17 protein-coding genes and 1 pseudogene are annotated in these 18,080 nt (G+C 66.0%); 11 read left to right on the forward strand and 7 right to left on the reverse strand.

From position 1 onward, the window contains the following. The first annotated feature begins 238 nt into the window (after window positions 1-238). Both HWW87_RS18640 and HWW87_RS18645 read left to right on the forward strand, forming a co-directional pair. Window positions 239-1,099: a DUF1989 domain-containing protein gene (locus tag HWW87_RS18640; RefSeq protein ID WP_175821575.1), complete on the forward strand. Its 861-nt coding sequence runs from the start codon at window positions 239-241 to the stop codon at window positions 1,097-1,099. A gap of 85 nt (window positions 1,100-1,184) precedes the next feature. Further along, complete coding sequence (locus HWW87_RS18645; protein ID WP_174432817.1) at window positions 1,185-1,859, forward strand: GntR family transcriptional regulator; 675 nt, start codon at window positions 1,185-1,187, stop codon at window positions 1,857-1,859. A 61-nt stretch (window positions 1,860-1,920) separates the two neighbouring features. Here HWW87_RS18645 and HWW87_RS18650 read toward each other — a convergent pair whose 3' ends face one another. The 5 genes from HWW87_RS18650 to HWW87_RS18670 form a co-directional block, all read right to left on the reverse strand. Then, window positions 1,921-2,319, reverse strand: a complete 399-nt coding sequence (locus tag HWW87_RS18650) for an ectoine synthase (RefSeq protein ID WP_175821576.1) — start codon at window positions 2,317-2,319, stop codon at window positions 1,921-1,923. Between the two features lie 61 nt (window positions 2,320-2,380). Further along, on the reverse strand, window positions 2,381-3,727 hold the full coding sequence (locus HWW87_RS18655) for an amidase family protein (protein WP_175821577.1): 1,347 nt from the start codon (window positions 3,725-3,727) through the stop codon (window positions 2,381-2,383). A 23-nt stretch (window positions 3,728-3,750) separates the two neighbouring features. Continuing rightward, the gene (locus tag HWW87_RS18660; RefSeq protein WP_175821578.1) at window positions 3,751-5,253 is read right to left on the reverse strand and encodes an amino acid ABC transporter permease/ATP-binding protein; all 1,503 of its coding nucleotides are present in this window, start codon (window positions 5,251-5,253) and stop codon (window positions 3,751-3,753) included. 101 nt (window positions 5,254-5,354) lie between these two features. Continuing rightward, the gene (locus HWW87_RS18665; protein ID WP_175821579.1) at window positions 5,355-6,197 is read right to left on the reverse strand and encodes an ABC transporter substrate-binding protein; all 843 of its coding nucleotides are present in this window, start codon (window positions 6,195-6,197) and stop codon (window positions 5,355-5,357) included. A gap of 435 nt (window positions 6,198-6,632) precedes the next feature. Beyond that, entirely contained in the window at window positions 6,633-7,529 is an 897-nt protein-coding gene (locus tag HWW87_RS18670; RefSeq protein ID WP_175821580.1) for a glutamate/aspartate ABC transporter substrate-binding protein, read from the reverse strand. Between the two features lie 2 nt (window positions 7,530-7,531). On the opposite strand from HWW87_RS18670, the gene HWW87_RS18675 reads away from it, so the two are divergent. The 5 genes and pseudogenes from HWW87_RS18675 (at window position 7,532) to HWW87_RS18695 (ending at window position 14,360) form a co-directional block, all read left to right on the forward strand. Continuing rightward, window positions 7,532-7,951: a hypothetical protein gene (locus HWW87_RS18675; protein WP_175821581.1), complete on the forward strand. Its 420-nt coding sequence runs from the start codon at window positions 7,532-7,534 to the stop codon at window positions 7,949-7,951. Beyond that, complete coding sequence (locus HWW87_RS18680) at window positions 7,948-9,618, forward strand: S8 family peptidase (protein ID WP_175821582.1); 1,671 nt, start codon at window positions 7,948-7,950, stop codon at window positions 9,616-9,618. Before HWW87_RS18675 ends, HWW87_RS18680 begins: the two co-directional genes overlap by 4 nt. 509 nt (window positions 9,619-10,127) lie before the next feature. Further along, window positions 10,128-10,286 (forward strand): hypothetical protein, encoded by a 159-nt coding sequence (locus HWW87_RS18685; protein ID WP_175821583.1) that lies wholly within the window; start codon window positions 10,128-10,130, stop codon window positions 10,284-10,286. Between the two features lie 47 nt (window positions 10,287-10,333). Next, entirely contained in the window at window positions 10,334-13,099 is a 2,766-nt protein-coding gene (gene mgtA / locus HWW87_RS18690) for a magnesium-translocating P-type ATPase (RefSeq protein ID WP_175821584.1), read from the forward strand. Window positions 13,100-13,307: 208 nt separating this feature from the next. Then, window positions 13,308-14,360 (forward strand): annotated as a pseudogene (locus HWW87_RS18695) (RNA-guided endonuclease TnpB family protein). A gap of 19 nt (window positions 14,361-14,379) precedes the next feature. On the opposite strand, the gene HWW87_RS18700 reads toward HWW87_RS18695, so the two are convergent. Together HWW87_RS18700 and HWW87_RS18705 are read right to left on the reverse strand one after the other, a co-directional pair. Continuing rightward, a complete protein-coding gene (locus tag HWW87_RS18700) occupies window positions 14,380-14,664 on the reverse strand; it encodes a transcriptional regulator (protein ID WP_175821585.1) in 285 nt (94 codons plus the stop codon). 71 nt (window positions 14,665-14,735) lie between these two features. After that, a complete protein-coding gene (locus HWW87_RS18705) occupies window positions 14,736-15,611 on the reverse strand; it encodes a LysR family transcriptional regulator (RefSeq protein ID WP_175821586.1) in 876 nt (291 codons plus the stop codon). A gap of 51 nt (window positions 15,612-15,662) precedes the next feature. Here HWW87_RS18705 and HWW87_RS18710 point away from each other — a divergent pair, with 51 nt between their 5' ends. The 4 genes from HWW87_RS18710 (at window position 15,663) to HWW87_RS18725 (ending at window position 18,035) form a co-directional block, all read left to right on the forward strand. Continuing rightward, window positions 15,663-15,941, forward strand: coding sequence for a hypothetical protein (locus HWW87_RS18710; RefSeq protein WP_175821587.1), 279 nt, complete (start codon window positions 15,663-15,665; stop codon window positions 15,939-15,941). Window positions 15,942-16,138: 197 nt separating this feature from the next. Beyond that, entirely contained in the window at window positions 16,139-17,221 is a 1,083-nt protein-coding gene (locus tag HWW87_RS18715) for a serine hydrolase (protein ID WP_175821588.1), read from the forward strand. A 43-nt stretch (window positions 17,222-17,264) separates the two neighbouring features. After that, entirely contained in the window at window positions 17,265-17,498 is a 234-nt protein-coding gene (locus HWW87_RS18720) for a hypothetical protein (protein ID WP_175822102.1), read from the forward strand. An 81-nt stretch (window positions 17,499-17,579) separates the two neighbouring features. Continuing rightward, window positions 17,580-18,035, forward strand: coding sequence for a MarR family transcriptional regulator (locus HWW87_RS18725; protein WP_175821589.1), 456 nt, complete (start codon window positions 17,580-17,582; stop codon window positions 18,033-18,035). Window positions 18,036-18,080 lie beyond the last annotated feature (45 nt).

Here is an 18,080-nt window from a genome sequence, read left to right on the forward strand (position 1 = left end):
CCGGCGGTTTTTTATTTGCGGCGCCGGGCGTTTCGCCGAACGCGACGCGTGCGCCGCCTCACCGCTCCCCCTCCGTACTTTCCTCCGATTGACACACCTCCCCGCCTTCCCCCTATACTCCCCGGAGCGCCAATTTATTGTTGAACAATCCAGCATGTGAATTGACGCCTGACCGGCCGCCACAAAGGGTTTCAGCCGGATCGCCGCATCTGCCAACCTTTGCCGAGAGTACCGCGTCATGTCGAACTATCCCGCCGCCTACCAGGTCACCAAGGGTTCCGTCCTGAACGTCGACAAGGCCTTTTATTCCGCGATCGCGCAGCGCCAGGACGCGCGCGAACGCATCGCGTCGCACGTCGTGCCGATCCGCAGCGGCTTCGCGTGGACGGTGCCGGCCGGCCACGTGTTCCGGATCGTCACGCTCGAAGGCCCGCAGGTCGCCGACTTCAACATGTGGAACCTGCACAATCCGCGCGAACGCATGTGGGCGTCGCGCACGCGCCAGTTGCAAGCCGCGCACGTGACGACGTTCGACCGGCTGTGGTCGACGCTGCCGTACCTGCGCCCGATGGTCACGATCACCGACGACACGCTGGCCGACTATGGCGTCGACGGCGACGGCGGCCGCGTGCACGACCTGCTCGGCACGCGCTGCGACCCGTACGTGAACAAGCTGCTGACCGGCGAGGACTTCCATTTCCACTGCCACTCGAATCTCGTGCGCGCGGTCGCGCCGTACGGGCTGACCGAATTCGACGTGCACGACGTGCTCAACGTGTTCCAGTGCACCGGCCTGAACGACGACGACAAGTACTTCATGAAGGCGTGCCCCGCGAAGCCGGGCGACTACCTCGAATTCTTCGCCGAAATCGACGTGCTGTGCGCGATGTCCACGTGCCCGGGCGGCGATCTGTCGGTGCCGATGTGGGGACCCGGCGCACGCGATCCGATCGACGTGTGCCGGCCGCTCGGCGTCGAGGTGTACCGGCTCGACCCGAGTTTGCTCGAAGGCTGGTCGTCGCCGTCCGTCGCGCCGTACCGCGGCCAGCACGGGGTGCAGCCGCCGCAGGCCGACTGGCAGACCGGTAAAACGGCGTAACCTGGGCCGCAGCCCGTAGAATGGCGAAACGCCGCCGGCCGGCCACGCCGGCGGCGCACGATCAGGAGAGGAGCGAACGAACGGAATGGCAAGCGAAAAAGCGAGAGGACAGTCGGTCGCCGACCGGATCAGCCATCAACTGCGCGAACACATCATCAGCGGCAAGCTGCCGCCCGGCACCGCGCTGATCGAGATGGACCTCGCCGCCGAATACGATACGTCGCGCAACTCGCTCCGCGAAGTCCTGCACCAGCTTGGCCGTGAAGGGCTCGTCACGTTCGTGCGGCACAAGGGCGTCGTCGTGCGCACGCTGAATCGCCAGGACGTGCGCGATCTCTACGTCGCGCGCCGCACGCTCGAACTGCATGCGCTGAACACGGCCGAACTCGCGCAGCCGGCGCTGCTCGAGAAAATGCAGGCCGCCATTCGTGCGGCCGAACGCGAACTCGACAAGGAAAACTGGCAGGCGGTCGGCACGCACAGCCTACGGTTTCACCAGCACATCGTCGCGCTGCAGAAATCGGCGCTGCTCGACGAGTTCTTCCGAACCATCTCGGCGCAACTGCGCCTCGTCTTTGCCGCCGATCCCGACGAGAAGCGCATACAGACGCCCGACTGGATCCAACGCGAATACCGGATCTACGACCTGCTCACGCAGAACCGCCGCAGCGAGGCCGTCACCACGCTCACGCGCTATCTCGACGATTCCGAGCGGATGCTGATCGAAGCGATCAAGCGCAGCCATCGCGAGGCCGCCTGAACCGAATGCCGCCGCTGCGTGCCGCGCGATGCGGCCCGCAGCGGATACGCATCACGCGCGCTCAGGCTTGCGCTTCCGTCGGCAGCGCGTAACTGCCGTCTTCCCGGTGCGTTTCGAGCCCCGTCAGCGGCGGATTGAACACGCACACGAGGTGCAGGTCGCCGCGCGTCGCACGCAGGATATGCGGATCGTTCAGGTTCAGTGCATAGATCGTTCCGGGCGTGATCCGGTGCACGTGGCCGGTCGCCGTATCGACGACTTCCCCTTCTCCCGCCACGCAATAGTTGGTTTCGAAGTGGTTCTTGTAGTGCAGATGCAACTCCGCGCCTTCATGCACGCGTGTCTCGTGGACGGAATAACCGACGCCGTCCTGCTTGACGATCATGCGTTTGCTGTCCCAGCCCGGACCGCTGGCGTGGCGCTCGGTATTCGCAATGTCTGCCGATCTCACGATTATCATAAGTACCTCTGAATAGTGGTGATGAAAGATGGCAAGGCGATCCTTGCCGCAGGGAAACGCGTCATGCGAATCCGGTCAGCGTACGTTCGACCGCGGCCGCAGCATCGAAGAGCCGTGCGTCTTCGCCGCGGCGTCCGGTGATCAGCAGGCCGACGGGCTGCCTGCTCTGCAGGTCGCCCGGCACACTGATGCTCGGCAGATCGAGCCGGTTCGCGAATTCGGTCAGCCTGAACGCCCGCGCGTTCTGCGCGAGATAGACGGCTTCGTCGGCCAGATCGGCCACGCGCGGAGGCAGCATCGGCACCGTCGGCGTCAGCACCGCATCCGCGTCGCCGAGATCGGCGTGATACGTGTCGGCAAGCGCGGCGAGACGCAGCAATGCGGCCGCATAGTCGTGCGCGCGAACGTGCTCGCCTGCGGCGATGCGCGGGCCAACCAACGGATCGTAGCGATCCGCGGCCGTTGCGAGACGCGCGCGATGCAGCATGAACGCCTCCGCCGCGATGATGCCGCCCGCGCGTGCGACGGCACCGGCCTCGGCCACGCAATCGAGCCGCTTGCGCCGGATGCGCGCGCCGTGCGCGGAAAGACGCGACAACCACGCATCGAATGTGTGCCCGACGACAGGGTCGAGGTCGTCGGTGGCGAACGGCTCGGGCACGATGAAATGCAGATCGCGGATGCTTGCCGGTTGTCCTTGCCGGCGGGATGCGTCTGCGCCATGCAACGCCGCGTCCGCTTGCCGGCACAGGCCGACCGTCGCGGCCAGCAAGCCCGGTACGTCGAAGCTGGTCGACAGAAACTGCATGCCGTCGGTCGCATAGCGTCCGCGCGAAGGCTTGAATCCGGTCACCCCGCAGAATGCCGCCGGAATGCGCGCGGAACCGCTCGTATCGGAACCCAGCGACAGGTCGGCCGCGCCGAGCGCCACCGACACCGCCGCACCCGAACTCGATCCGCCGGCCACCCGCTCGCGCCGCGCATCGAGCGGCGTCGTCGGCGTTCCATATGCGCGGTTCACCCCGAGCGCGCCGTACGCGAACTCGGTCATCGCCGTCTGTGCGACCAGGACCGCGCCGGCGCGACGCAGCGCCGACACCAGCGCGGCGTCGCTGCGCGCCGGCGGCTCGTCGGCCAGCACCCGGGAACCGGCATGCGTGACCCAGCCTTCGCAATCGAAACACGCCTTCACCGTCAGCACGGTGCCGGCCAGCGGCACGCCAGCCTCACCTTCGCGCCGCGCTGTATCGCGCGCACGCGCTTCGCCTGCCGCCGCTTGGTCGCGACGTGCGAGCCATGCGGTTCCGATGTCGCCGGGATGCGCATCCGCACGCTCGAGACACCCGCGCAGGCGGTCGGCACACGCCTGTTCGTTCATGTCGTCCTGCCGACGATCCGTGCCGTGCATGCCTGCTCCCGTCCGGTCATTCGTCATGCGAAGTGAACATGCTTGAGAAAGTCCTTCACGCGCGTATCCGCGCTGCCGCGAATCCGCTCCGGCGGCACGTCGTACAGGATCCGGCCGTTCTCCATGAACACGATCCGGTCGGACACCGTGAACGCGAAGTTCATTTCGTGGGTCACGATGATCATCGTCATCCCCTCCTTCGCGAGCGTTTCGACCACTTTCAGCACTTCGCCGACGAGTTCCGGATCGAGCGCCGAGGTCGGCTCGTCGAACAGCATGATCGACGGCCGCGTCGCGAGTGCGCGCGCAATCGCGACGCGCTGCTGCTGGCCGCCCGACAACTGATGCGGATACTTGTTCGCATGCTCGAGCATCCCGACCTTCGACAGCAGCGACAACGCCTGCAGCCGGATCGCGGCCGCATCGGCCTGGCGGTGATAGCACGGCGCCATCATTACGTTCTGCAGCGCGGTGCGATGCGGGAACAGGTTGAAGCTCTGGAACACCATGCCGATATCGAGGATCCGCTCGCTCGACACGCGCGGCGGATGCGAGCCCGACGCGCGAATGAACGGCTGGCCGTACAGGTCGATCTCGCCCGCGTTCACCGGCGCGAGACCGTTGATGGTGCGAATCAGCGATGTCTTGCCGGAACCGGACGGACCGATGATCGACACGACCTGCCCGGGCACGACGTCAAGATGAATGTCCTTCAGCACCTCGTGACGGCCGTAGCGCTGCTGCACGCCTTTCACGCGCAGCGCGAATTCGGCGCTCGCGCGCGGCCGCGGCGCGACGGCAGGCGCCGACAGCGGCAATTCGAGCGTCGCCGGGCCGGCCGGCGCGGACGTGCGGCGGCTCACGTCGAGGTGCCGCTCCAGATAACCGAGCAGCCGGCTGAACACGGTGACGATCAGCACGTAATAGAACGCGACGGCCAGCATCGTTTCGAATACGAGGAAATTCTGCGTGTACAGCCGCTGCCCGACGAGCAGGATCTCGGCCAGCGAAATCACCGACACCAGCGACGTCAGCTTCACGATCGTGATGAACTCGTTCGCGAGCGCCGGCAATGCGATGCGGATCGCCTGCGGCATCACGATCATCCGCTGGATGCCGGTGAAGCGGATGCCGAGCGCACGGCCGGCCTCGATCTGCCCGCGCGGCACCGACAGGATTCCGCCGCGATGAATCTCCGCAAAATACGCGGTCTCGCTCAGCACCATCGCGATCAGGCCGGCCGTGAACGGATCGGACAGCACCGCGCTGGTTGCGGGAAAGACCTGCGGCAGGTTGTAGATGAAGACCAGCAGCACGAGCAGCGGCAGGCTGCGGAAGAACCAGATGTAGACGGCCGCCGCGCGCTTCAGCAGCGGCTGGTGCGACTGCCGCGCGAGCGCCACCGGAAACCCGAGCAACACGCCGAGTACCCACGCGGCGACGCTGAGCTCGACGACCACGACGCACGCGCGCCAGAAATCCCTGTCCCACAAGAGCTGAAACGCATAGTGCCAATCGAACTGCATCGAAGACTCCTCAATCCGGGAGGGTGATGCGGCCGCCCGACGCGCCGCGCGCGGCAGGCGGATCGCGCGTACGTCGCGCTTACCGCTCGCCTATTGCACGCTTACTTCGCAGTACCAAGCGCGGCGGCGACGTCGGCGGGCGTCGGTTCCTGCAGCCCGTATTTCTTCACGAGACTGTCGTATTCGCCGCTGCGCTTCGCCTCCTTCAGCGCGCCTTCGAGCGTGCCCAGCAGGCTGCCGTCGCCCTTCGTCACGCCCAGGCCGATCACGATCGGATACAGCAACGTCGTCGAACTGATTTCGACGCGTCTGTTCGTCTGCTTCGGAATCCCCTGCGCGACGGCCGCGTCCTCGATCTGGACGTCGACCGCTCTCGACATCAGCGCGGACGTCGCTTCCGGCGACGTCGGAAACTCGCGGATCGCGATCTCGTCGCGCCCAGCCACCTTGCATGCGTCCTGCGACACCGCGCGCAGCTTGGGCGTCCACGACGCACCCTTGATCGAGCCGACCCGCTTGCCGCACAGGTCCTGCGGCGTCTTCGGCAGAAACGCGCTGCCCTTCGCCACCAGCAGCGACGCACCCGTCTTCAGGTACGGCACGAAATCGACCTGCTTCACGCGATCGGGCGTCACGTAGAGCGCGGACGCGACGACGTCGAAGCGGCGCGCCTTCATCCCGAGGATCAGATCCGGAAAACGCGTGTCGAGAAACACCGGCTCCAGTTTCAGGTGACGCGCGAGCATCCGCGAGAACTCCGCGTCGAAACCGGCGGGTTTGCCGGCGTCCAGATACGCGTAAGGCGGATACGTGAGGTCCGAGCCCACCAGCAGCGTGCCGGGCCGCACCGTCTGCAGCGGAGCCGCCGCCGCGAACGAGCACGCGAAGGCCAGCGGCACGAGCGCGCCGCGGAGGAAACGACGAAGCGGAAAACGAGCTGACATCGCGAAGCTCCAGGGTTATTCGGCTCTCGCGCTGAAACACCGCAACGCCTCCCGTGCGCCACCGTACGTGGCTTTCCGGGATTTTCCGCCGAAAATTGTTGAACAATTTCGGCAGATTCTGACCAGTTCAAATTGAAATCTGAATCCGGGTTTACGCGACAGGCGGCGTGGCTGGATGCAAATCGCACGCGCATGCGCCGGCCGCCGTTCGGCGCCCGGCGCGGGATTCAGGCAAAAGGGAAAGAGTCGGAAAGGAGGGGCCGGACGGATGCCCGGCGAGGAATCAGGGAAACGGCTTCGTCATGCGACTCAGGTGGTACGGCGACCGCTCACGGCAGCCGCACGGCCATCGCATCGCCGCGAAAGAAACAGCGGAACGCGATCGCGCAGGCCGACACCGGACGTATCGACCTGCCCACGCTCACGTCGACGCGATCAGTACTGCGCCTGGTCCGTCGGATTCCTGAACAGCTGCTTCATCTCCGCCGACAGCGGATAGTTGAGGCTCACGCCCTTCGGCGGAATCGGTTGCGTGAACCACTGGTCGTACAGCTTCTCGGCCGCGCCGGAGGTCTGCATCTTCGCGATCACGCCGTCGACGACGCGCTTGAACGCCGGATCGTCCCTGCGCATCATGCACGCGTAGTTTTCGTGAACGAGCGGCGTGCCGGCGACCGTGTACGCCCCCGGGTTGCGGTCCTTCGCGATCTCGCCGTACAGCAGCGGCTCGTCCATCACGAACGCCACCGCGCGCCCGGTCGTGACGTTCATGAACGCTTCGGCGTGATCCTTCGCGCTGATGATCGTCATGTTCATCGCCTTCTCTTCGTTGAGCTTGCGCAACAGGCGCTCGTCCGACGTGCCGGCCGTCGTCGCGACCGTCTTGCCGGCCAGGTCCGCGAAGTCCTTCATGCCCGAATCCTTGCGCGTGCTGAAACGGATGCCGTACAGAAAGATGCTGTTCGAGAACGCGGCCTGCTTTTGCCGTTCGAGCGTGTTCGTCGTCGAGCCGCATTCGAAGTCGATCGTCCCGTTCTGCAGCAGCGGAATGCGGTTCTGCGACGTGATCGGGATTTCCTTCACCGCGAGGTTCGGCAGGTTCAGGTCCGTCTTCACCTGATCGATGATGCGCGAGGCGATATCGCGCGAGTAGCCGATGTTCTTCTGCTGGTTGTCCGAATACGAAAACGGCACCGACGACTCGCGAATGCCCAGCGACACGACGCCCGTGTCCTTGATCTTCTTCAGCGTACCGGTAAGGGCCTGCGCGTGCGCGGTGCCGGCCAGCGCACAGGCCAGCGCGACGGCGAACCAACGGAAACGGCGATCCATGCGTGTCTCCTGACGAAACGTTGATCGAATCGCGATCCTACGCCCGACAAAATTCGCACCGCATCGGGGAAAGCGTCAAGCGCTTTCCGTCGCGGGCCTCACCGAGCGTAATCGTTTCCGCGGCGCGCAAAAGCGCCTGCGCCGCACGTTTCGCTGGGTCGACCGCCTGCAATCTTGCACCCCATGAACAGATCACCCGTTCCAAACGCGTGTTCATGCTGCAAAGCAGCATCGCAATCGTTTGCGTCTCGCGCCTTTTTCACACAAAACATATTCAAGAAGCCGCCTCATCAGCCGTTACCCAATGCATGGCGCGTCGCAGCAGCCTTGCGTGCGCCCGACAAAAACAAGGTCCGGTTTACGCCGGACCAGGCACCACCGCCGGCACGACGGTTATCTACGAGGATCGACTTTCAACATGAAAGCCAAACGCTTCAATTTCGCGCTGGCGCGCCCCGCACATGCGCGCATGCTCGCCGGCATGCTGTCCGCCGCCGCCCTGCTACCCCTCGCCGGTTGCGGCGGAGGCGGCGGCGACGGCAGCAACCCGTCTTCGTCCAACGCGGCACCCGCACCGGCTCCCGCACCGACGCCAACGCCCACTCCCGCACCCGCACCCGCGCCGACCACCCCACCCGTGTCGTCCGGCACCAACGCGTGCACGTCGCAGCAGGCCGCCGTGCAGATGGCCGCGCAGACCGCACCGGTCGAGCCGCCGGTCGATCACCTGATCGTCAAGCTGAAAACGCTGACGGCCACGCGCGCGATGGCGGCCATCGACAACGGCTCGCGACTCGACGCGGTGATCCAGCGCGCGATGACGCGCTGGACGGCGCCCGTGGCCGGCAGCGCACGCGCGTACGCGAGCACGGTCCCGCAAACGCCGGTGAACGTGCAGGTCGAGCGAACGATCTCGAACGGCGCGGCCGTGCTGTCGCTCGGCCAGCGCATGGCCGCCACCGATGCCGCCGCGCTCGCGCAAGCATTCGCGGCCGACAGCGATGTCGACTACGCGGAACCGGATCACCCGATGCAGATCCGCGACACGCCGAGCGACCCGCTCTACAACCAGCAGTGGTACCTGTCCGACGCGACCGCCGGCATCGACCTGCCGCCCGCGTGGAACGTGACCAAGGGTTCGCCGACCGTCGTCACGGCCGTGCTCGATACCGGCTACCGGCCGCACGGCGACCTCACCGGCAATCTGATACAGCAAGGCTACAGCTTCATCAGCAACGTCAACACCAGCAACAACGGCTTGACGCGCAGCTCGGACGCAACCGATCCGGGCGACTGGGTCACGCAGCAGGAACTCGACAACGCCAGCGGCCCCTTCTATCACTGCGCAAGCCAGCCGAGCAACAGCAGCTGGCACGGCACTCGCGTGATGGGCGTGATCGGCGCGACCGCCAACAACGGCGCCGGCGTCGCCGGCGTATCGTGGCTCAGCAAGATCCTGCCGGTGCGCGTGCTCGGCAAGTGCGGCGGCGTGACGAGCGACATCGCCGACGGCATGCGCTGGGCAGCCGGCATTCCCGTCAACGGCGTGCCGAACAATCCGAATCCCGCGAAGATCATCAACCTGAGCCTCGGCGGGGTCGGCGCGTGCAGCACGACGTTCCAGCAGGCGATCGACGACGTGACCGCGAAAGGCGTGACCGTGGTCGTCGCGGCCGGCAACGACGGCCTGTCGACCGGGCTCGACCAGCCCGCGAACTGCCGCGGCGTGATCACCGTCGGCGCGACCGACGCGACGGGCCGCCGCGCATCGTTCAGCAACTTCGGCACCGATGTCTCGCTGAGCGCACCGGGCGTCAACATCCTGTCGACGTCGAACACCGGCACGACGACGCCGGGCTCGGACACCTATGGCCTCGCGAACGGCACCAGCCTCGCGGCGCCGCAGGTAACGGGGGTCGCCGCGCTGATGCTGTCGGTGAACGGCAACCTCACGCCCGCGCAGATCCTGCAGAAGCTGCAAGGCGGCACGCGCGCGGCGAAGCTGGCGGCCGGCACGTCGTGCACGGCGCTGCCGGCAGGCTCGGGCATCCTCGATGCAGGGGCCGCCGTCGCGACCGCGAACCAGTAACGGACACGCCGTTCGACGCAGCCGCGCGCATGCCGACATGGCACGCGCGCGGCTGTTTCGTGACGGGCTGTCGCACGCGCCCGCGAACGCGCACCGGCGCGATCAAGTATCTCGAAATAACGCCTGACAAAAGGGTTGACGCTTCGCACAGCGAGCCATTACCATCGCCCCCGTCTAGTTACATGGAGTGTTCTGTGAACACCGATGCGAGTTGTAGTTGGTGTCCGACCAACTTGACTGCTGCCTGAGGAAAACGCGCAGAGCCTCGTCTTCTGCCGCATCCCGGGAAGCAGGATGCGGCGCCCTTCCGGCCTGATTACCGGCCAGATCCCCCGCCGAATTTTCGATGTTGTCGAATGCACGCGACGCGCCGTCGCGCGTGTGCGTTCGTGTTGCGCGCGGCGTCAGCCGCGTGCGCTCTCCATTCGCGTGCCGTCCGGCCGCGCGCCTCGTTGCGCGCGCCGCTGCCGATCGCCCGTGCCGACTATCCGCAACCGACAGGAGTGCAGATGAACTCAGACGACAGTAGTCGATTACCGCTCGCCGGTGCGACGCTGCGCATCGACATGCCGACCGCATCGCGCGCGCCGGCGAGCGTTCCCGCCTTTACCGACCCACATCCGATCGCGCCTGACGCGACGCGGCGGGGAGCGCTCGTGCGTCGATAACGTCACGGCCGCTCCCCGCCCGCCGCCTCGTGCGCAAGGAGCGATTCATGACGACACGACACAACACCTCGCACAAGAAACAGCGCGGCTTCATCAAGGCCGGCGCCGGCCAGCAGAACGACCCGCGCACCATGCGCGCCGCACAGGAAGCAGCCCGCCCGCTCGAAGACACGCTGAAGTCGCTGCACACCAGCACGCGCGGCCTCACCTACGACCAGGCCGCCGACCGCCTGCAGCATGACGGCCCGAACGAAATCGCGCACGACAAGCCGCCGCACTGGACCCGCCAGCTGCTGCTCTCGTTCCACAACCCATTCGTCTACGTGCTGCTGGTGCTGGCCGCCATCAGCTTCTGCACCGACGTCTATTTCGCGGCGCCCGACGATCGCGATTACGTCGGCATGACGATCCTGCTGACGATGGTCACGATCAGCGCGCTGCTGCGCTTCGTGCAGGAATTCCGTTCGCTGCGCGCGGCCGAGAAGCTCAAGGCGATGGTCCGCACGACGGCGACCGTGCAGCGCGCCATGACCGACACGTCGGAGCCGACGCGCCGCGAGGTGCCGATGCGCGAAGTCGTGACCGGCGACATCGTGCATCTTTCCGCCGGCGACATGATCCCCGCCGACGTGCGGCTGCTCGCGTCGCGCGACCTGTTCATCAGCCAGGCCGTGCTGACCGGCGAGGCGCTGCCCGTCGAGAAGTACGACACGCTCGGCGCGGTGGCCGGCAAATCCGCGAGCACGCATGCGGCCGGCGCGGCCAACGACGCACCGGCGTCGCTGCTCGATCTCGAGAACGTCTGCTTCATGGGCACCAACGTGGTCAGCGGTACGGCAACGGCGGTGGTCGTCGCGACCGGCGAAGACACGTACTTCGGCTCGCTCGCGCGCAACGTCGTGAGCCACAAGCGCATCGAGACGAGCTTCGACCGCGGTGTCGCGAGCGTCAGCTGGCTGCTGATCAAGTTCATGTTCGTGATGGTGCCGATCGTGTTCATGATCAACGGCCTGACCAAGGGCGACTGGCTGAGCGCACTCACGTTCGCACTCGCGGTGGCCGTCGGCCTGACGCCCGAGATGCTGCCGATGATCGTCAGCGCGAACCTCGCGCGCGGCGCGGTCGCGATGGCGCGCCGCAAGGTCGTCGTCAAGCGGCTGAATTCGGTGCAGAACTTCGGCGCGATGGACGTGCTGTGCACCGACAAGACCGGCACGCTCACGCAGGACAAGATCATCCTCGAACACCATCTCGACCTGTCCGGCCACAAGAACGAGGACATCCTGCGGCTCGGCTGGCTGAACAGCTTCCACCAGAGCGGCCAGAAGAACCTGATCGACATCGCGGTCGTCGCGCGCGCCGACGAGATCGGCGAACGCGTGAAGCCGCAGGGCTACAAGAAGATCGACGAACTGCCGTTCGACTTCGTGCGGCGCCGCCTGTCGGTCGTCGTCGAGGATACGCACGGCACGCACCTGCTGATCTGCAAGGGCGCGGTCGAGGAAATGCTGGCGGTTTCCACGCACGTGCAGGATGAAGACGGCGTGCGCCCGCTCGACTTCGTGGCCCGCAAGCGGCTGCTCGAACAGGCCACCGCGTACAACGAGGACGGTTTCCGCGTGCTCGTACTCGCCACGCGCATGATCCCGCGCGGCGACGAACGCGCGCAATACCGCACCGCCGACGAACACGATCTCGTCGTGCGCGGCTTCCTGACCTTCCTCGATCCGCCGAAGGAATCGGCCGCGCCGGCGCTCGCCGCGCTGCGCGGAAACGGCGTCGCGGTGAAGGTGCTGACGGGCGACAATCCGACCGTCACGATGAAGGTGTGCCGCCAGGTCGGCCTCGAACCCGGCAAGCCGATGCTCGGCACGGAAATCGAAGCGCTCGACGATGCAACGCTCGCGCAGGTGGTCGAACGCACGACCGTGTTCGCGAAGCTCACGCCGCTGCAGAAGGCGCGCATCGTCAAGGCGCTGCAGGCGAACGGCCACACGGTCGGCTTCCTCGGCGACGGCATCAACGACGCGCCCGCGCTGCGCGACGCGGACGTCGGCATCTCGGTCGACAGCGGCGCCGACATCGCGAAGGAAACCGCCGACATCATCCTGCTCGAAAAGAGCCTGGTGGTGCTGGAGGAAGGCGTGATCAAGGGTCGCGAGACGTTCGGCAACATCCTGAAGTACCTGAACATGACCGCCAGCTCGAACTTCGGCAACGTGTTCTCGGTGCTCGTCGCCAGTGCGTTCCTGCCGTGGGAGCCGATGCTCGCGACGCAGCTGCTCGTGCTGAACCTGATCTACGACACGTCGCAGATGCTGCTGCCGTGGGACAAGATGGACCCCGAGTTCCTGAAGAAGCCGCGCAAGTGGGAAGCCGGCAATATCAGCCGCTTCATGCTGTGGGTCGGGCCCACGTCGTCGGTATTCGACATCACGACGTACATCCTGATGTGGACCGTGTTCGGCGCGGGCGCGCTGTATCACCTGAACGGCGGCGCGAGCGGCCAGATCGTGATGAATTCGGGCTGGTTCATCGAGAGCCTCGTGTCGCAGACGCTCGTCGTGCACCTGCTGCGCACGCAGAAGATCCCGTTCCTGCAGAGCACGGCCGCGCTGCCGGTGCTGCTGTCGACCTTCACCGCGATCGCGATCGGCTGCTGGCTACCGTTCTCGCCGTTCGCGGATTCGCTCGGCTTCATGCACCTGCCGAACACCTACTGGCTGTGGCTCGCCGCGACGATGGTCGGCTACATCGTGCTCGCGCAGATCGTCAAGACGATCTACGTGCGCCGCTACAAGCAGTGGTTCTGATGTCGCGTCGATGACGACGTGCCGGCCCGTGCTCGCGAGCGACGAACGGGCCGGCGCGACGTCCGCGTCAAGCCACCCGTATGCAACGGGCCGCATCCGCGGCCTTTTTTTTTCATCAGAATTTGCTCCGAGAAACCCCGCCATTGATGGCGGGAAGGAAAGGCGTGCTGTTGACAGGCAGCTTCTTCCACGGGTTAGGATCACCGGCATGATCCTTGTCTATCGCTACCGGGTGAAATCGCTCAACGGACTGCTCAACAAGCAGAGCCGTGTGGTGAACTACGTCTGGAACTTCTGCAATGACACGCAGAAGCATGCGCTCAAGTGGAACAAGAAGTGGCCGACCGGTTTCGACTTGAATGTGCTCACGACCGGCAGCAGCAAGGAACTCGGTATTCACTCCGGCACGGTCAACGCGACGTGCGAGCAATACGCGAAGTCGCGCAGTCAGCACCGTCGCCCGTACCTGCGCTATCGCGGCAGGAAATCGCTCGGCTGGGTGCCGCTGAAGGGGCGTGACCTGAAGCGCGAGGGTGACGCGTTCCGTTTCGCCGGCAACACGTTTCGCGTGTTCAACAGCCGACCGCTTCCCGAAGGCAAGATCAAGGACGGAACCAACTTTGCGCAGGATGCGCGTGGCAACTGATTTCTTAACATTGCGATTGAGATGCCCGATGTTCAGGCCCGCCCGATCCGTTCCGGTGTGGGCATCGATCTCGGCCTGAAAGACTTCGCCACACTTTCGACCGGCGAGAAGCTGCCCAATGACCGGTTCGGTCAACGAGCGGCGGAAAAGCTCGCGAAAGCGCAACGGGCGCGAAAGCACAAGCGGCATATCGCGAAGCTGCACGCCAAGGTCGCGAATGCGCGTGCCGATTTCCAGCACAAGCTCGCGCTCGATCTGGTGCGGCGCTTCGATTACATCGCGGTCGGCAACGTGTCGGCTGTCAACCTCGCCAGAACCAGGATGGCGAAGAGCGTCTACGACGCGTCCTGGTCGTCCTTCCGAAACAAGCTCCGCTACAAAGCGATCGCGCACGGGGCCACGTTCGAGGAAGTCGACGAAAGCGGTTCTACCCAGTTCTGCTCGGCGTGCGGGTCGAAAGACAGCACGACGCGGCCGAAAGGTATCGCGGGACTGCGAGTAAGAGAGTGGACCTGCAGTGACTGTGGTGTCGAGCATGATCGAGATACCAACGCTGCGCTGAACATTCTCCGATGCGGACGTGCATCGCCAGGTGTGGGAATCCTCCGCCTTTAGGCGCGGAGGAGGACGTCAATCATTGGGTGTCGTTCGCGCCGAACAGCTGCGCGCACACCGTGCGCCCTTCGTCGGTCAGCGCGGCGCTGCCGGTACCGTCCTCGTTCAGCGTCGTCGCGCTCAAGCCGGCGGCGTCGAGCTGCGTCAGCACACGGCGCAGCGTGCTCATCGGCAGTTGCGTGCGCTTCGCGATCTTCGGCAGCGACCACGTCTTGCCGGCCGGATCGCTCGCGGCTTCGTTCAGCGTCGCGAGCGTGGCGACGAGTGCGGGATCGAGCGGGGATTCGTCGGTGTCTGAAGTCATCGGTTCGGGTTCGTCGGCCGGCGTCGCACCGGCATGCATGGAGAAAACGATCGCGGACACTATACGCCGCGTTACGCGCCCTTGAGGGCGGCGCGCATGAACGACACGAAACGCGTGGTGACGGGATCGTCGCGATCGGCCCGCCACGCGAGCCCGACGCGCCACTTCGCGTCCCGGCCCTCGAGCGGCAGCACCGTCGCGTCGCGCAGCAGGTACCGCGCGCTCGACGGAATGAACGCGACGCCGACGCCGGCCGCGACCGACGTCAGCACCGACTGCACGTCCTCCGCCTGCTGCATCACGTGCGGCACGAAGCGGCGCTCGACGCACCACCGGTCGATCTGTGCGGCCAGCCCCGGCCCGCGCGCACGCTGCAGCGCGATGAAGCCGATCTCGTTGAGCACGTCGAGGTTGACCGGCACGCGCTTGAAGCCGAGATGCGGCGGCACCGCGAGCGCGAGCGCTTCGTCGATCACCTTGAGCGACGACAAGCCTTCGTCGGCAGGCAAACGCAGGAAACCCGCGTCGAGCTTGCCGGCGCGCAGCCGGCGTGTCTGTTCGGACGACGACAGGTCGCTCAGCGTCACCGCGATACCCGGATTGCAACGACGGAATTCGGCGATCAGCTTCGGCACGAGCGTCAGCACGGACAGGCAGATGCCGAGCCGCAAATGCCCGCGCTGCCCGCTGGTCGCTTCCCGCGCACGTGCCAGGATTTCGTCGGCATCGCGCACGAGCGCCTGTGCGTCGGGCAGGAAGCGTTCGCCGAACGGCGTCAGTTCCGCACCATGCCGGCCGCGCTCGAACAGCTTGCCGCCGAGGCTCGCCTCGAGCGCGCCGATCTGCTTGCTGAGCGCAGGCTGGCTCATGTGCAACGCATCGGCCGCACGGCTGAAATGGCACAGCTCGGTGACCGTCAGGAACGTGCGCAGTAATTTCAGTTCCATTCTTTAACGGAATCGTAACGATCAAAACATTCATTTTACCGATCGAATGCAATGGCGTTCAATACGGACATGCCCTTCCCGGAATTCACATTCATGTCTCTCGATCCAGCGTCCGACTGCGTAGTCGAGCCCTCATCCGATGTCGCGGACGCAAACGCATGCGCGGTTGCCGCCGATACCCGCGCACCGAAGCGTCGTGCCGAACGCACGGACGGGCGCAGCCGCCGCTTTCGCTTCGGCGATGTGCTGGAAGACGCGCCGCCACGCGCGGTGACGGGTTCGATCGCGATCAGTTTCGCGGTCGTGTCGCGGCGGAACTGGCCGCGCTGAACCGCGCACCTGCCCGCCTTTCACTCCACGCCCACCGCTGCCCGGCAGCGCGAAAACGACCGGAATCCTCCTGTATCACGCGTCATTGCGCGTCATCCAATCGTCATCGCCCCGCGATCGACCGTATAATTTCCCGCACCCGCTGACCGCCCATGCATTCCGCGCAGCCGCATCGCGCGTGAAAAGGAGACTTTCGCTTGACCGGCCTCATCGCGCGCCTGCCTCGCGCCCGGACCACCCTGATCCTCGCCCTTTCGTTCCTGCTGCTCGCCTTCGCCACGAACGCGTCCGCGCAACGCGTGCAGCCGCATCGCACCGCCCATGCGCAGCCGCATGCCCCCACGAAGGCCGTCAAGAAGAAACCCCATCGCAAGAAAAAGGCCGTCAAGCATCGCCGCTCGCGCGTGACGCATCAAGCGGTCAAACGCCACGCGGCACCCGCGCCGCAGCAGCGGCGCGCGAAACGCACGACGGCCGTGCGGCCGCGCCCGCCCGCGAAGCCAAAGCTGCTCGCCAGTTGCGGCTACACCCCGCGCGCCGTCGGTTCGCTGCATTCACGCGCGGCCTACGTGCTCGACGTCGATTCCGGCACCCCGCTGCTGGCGCGCAACGCACGCACCGTACGGCCGATCGCATCGATCTCGAAACTGATGACGGCCGTCGTCGCGCGCGACGCCGATCGTCCGCTGAACGGCGTGCTGCGCGTGACCGCGCGCGATCGCGACACGATCAAGTTCACCGGTTCGCGCCTGCAGGTCGGCTCGGAACTGTCGCGCCGCGACATGTTCCATATCGCGCTGATGTCGTCGGAGAATCGCGCGGCCGCCGCGCTGAGCCGCGACTATCCGGGCGGGCGCGCCGCGTTCGTCAAGGCGATGAACCGCGAAGCGCGCCGGCTCGGCATGCGGCATACGCACTTCCGCGAGCCCACCGGCCTGTCGCCGCACAACGTGTCGACGGCGGAAGATCTCGCGCGGCTCGTCGGCGCGGCGGCGCAGGATCCGCTGATCCGCTATTTCTCGACCGATCTGTCGACTACCGTGCGCCCCGGCGACGGCGAACTCGTGTACGTGAATTCCGACCCGCTCGTGCGCTACCGCCGCCTGCCGATCCGGCTGCAGAAAACCGGCTTCATCAACGAATCGGGGCACGGCGTCGTGATGCGCATGCGCGTGAAAGGCCGCCGCGAAACGGTCGTGCTGCTCGGCGCGCCGACGCGTGCCGGCGTATCGAGCGACGCGATCAAAATCCATCGCTGGCTGTCCTGTTCGATCCAGTAAACGCACACGGGCAGCCGGCGCGTTCATGCGACGGAGCAACGCGATGCAGGACGAATACCGCTTCAACGCCTTCGGCCGGCTGCTCGCCGTGGTGCGCACGGACGGCCGCTGGGCCGTGTTCGATCTCGGCGCCGAAGGCAAGCGGCGCCCGGCCAATCTGCAGATTCCGTCCACACTCACCGCGGACGAACTCGGCCAGTACCTCGGCGATCTGCTGCACGAAAGCGCGACCCCGCGATACAGCGAAGTCGTACCGGTCGCGCATCGACGCGTGTAGTCGCACCGGAAAGCGCCGGGTAGCGCCGCCAGCCGGCAATCAATTCGACAGTTAAACTTGCAAGTTTAACTGTCGTGTTCTATGATTCGCCGTATGAACCCGCCACGCAAACCCAGCGTTTCCGCCGAAGCCGTTGCCGCCGACCTGACCCTCGCGGTCGGCCAGCTCATCCGCCGGCTGCGCTCCGAGGTCGATTCCGAAGGGCTCGGCATGTCCCAGACGAGCGCGCTCGCGCGGCTCGATCGGCACGGGCCGATGACGACCGCCGATCTCGCGCGCGCCGAAGCAATGAAGCCGCAGTCGATGAAGGCGATCCTCGCGAGCCTCGAGGAAGACGCGCTCGTCGAGCGCGAACCGCATCCGACCGACGGCCGCCAGATCCTGTTCAAACTCACCGCCGCCGGCCTCGACGCACGACGCAAGCGCAGCGCCGCGAAACACAAGTGGCTCGGCGCCGCGATCGAGCAGCTCGATCCGCACGACATCGACACGCTTGTCGCAGCCATCCCGCTGATCCGCCGCATCGGCGAGCAGTGAACCCGGCCCGTGCGCCACGCAGCATGCGCGCGCACGGCTTTCCTC

Source organism: Burkholderia sp. BCC0419 (assembly GCF_902830285.1).
Lineage (GTDB): Bacteria > Pseudomonadota > Gammaproteobacteria > Burkholderiales > Burkholderiaceae > Burkholderia.

Bases quoted from the DNA above. Each gene is read 5' to 3' on its own strand.
- HWW87_RS18710 (WP_175821587.1), top strand. From the start codon at position 15,663: ATGGCGTTCAATACGGACATGCCCTTCCCGGAATTCACATTCATGTCT.
- HWW87_RS18660 (WP_175821578.1), bottom strand. From the start codon at position 5,253: ATGCAGTTCGATTGGCACTATGCGTTTCAGCTCTTGTGGGACAGGGAT.
- HWW87_RS18720 (WP_175822102.1), top strand. From the start codon at position 17,265: ATGCAGGACGAATACCGCTTCAACGCCTTCGGCCGGCTGCTCGCCGTG.
- HWW87_RS18680 (WP_175821582.1), top strand. From the start codon at position 7,948: ATGAAAGCCAAACGCTTCAATTTCGCGCTGGCGCGCCCCGCACATGCG.
- mgtA (WP_175821584.1), top strand. From the start codon at position 10,334: ATGACGACACGACACAACACCTCGCACAAGAAACAGCGCGGCTTCATC.
- HWW87_RS18655 (WP_175821577.1), bottom strand. From the start codon at position 3,727: ATGCACGGCACGGATCGTCGGCAGGACGACATGAACGAACAGGCGTGT.
- HWW87_RS18670 (WP_175821580.1), bottom strand. From the start codon at position 7,529: ATGGATCGCCGTTTCCGTTGGTTCGCCGTCGCGCTGGCCTGTGCGCTG.
- HWW87_RS18665 (WP_175821579.1), bottom strand. From the start codon at position 6,197: ATGTCAGCTCGTTTTCCGCTTCGTCGTTTCCTCCGCGGCGCGCTCGTG.
- HWW87_RS18705 (WP_175821586.1), bottom strand. From the start codon at position 15,611: ATGGAACTGAAATTACTGCGCACGTTCCTGACGGTCACCGAGCTGTGC.
- HWW87_RS18685 (WP_175821583.1), top strand. From the start codon at position 10,128: ATGAACTCAGACGACAGTAGTCGATTACCGCTCGCCGGTGCGACGCTG.
- HWW87_RS18640 (WP_175821575.1), top strand. From the start codon at position 239: ATGTCGAACTATCCCGCCGCCTACCAGGTCACCAAGGGTTCCGTCCTG.
- HWW87_RS18650 (WP_175821576.1), bottom strand. From the start codon at position 2,319: ATGATAATCGTGAGATCGGCAGACATTGCGAATACCGAGCGCCACGCC.
- HWW87_RS18645 (WP_174432817.1), top strand. From the start codon at position 1,185: ATGGCAAGCGAAAAAGCGAGAGGACAGTCGGTCGCCGACCGGATCAGC.
- HWW87_RS18700 (WP_175821585.1), bottom strand. From the start codon at position 14,664: ATGACTTCAGACACCGACGAATCCCCGCTCGATCCCGCACTCGTCGCC.
- HWW87_RS18725 (WP_175821589.1), top strand. From the start codon at position 17,580: ATGATTCGCCGTATGAACCCGCCACGCAAACCCAGCGTTTCCGCCGAA.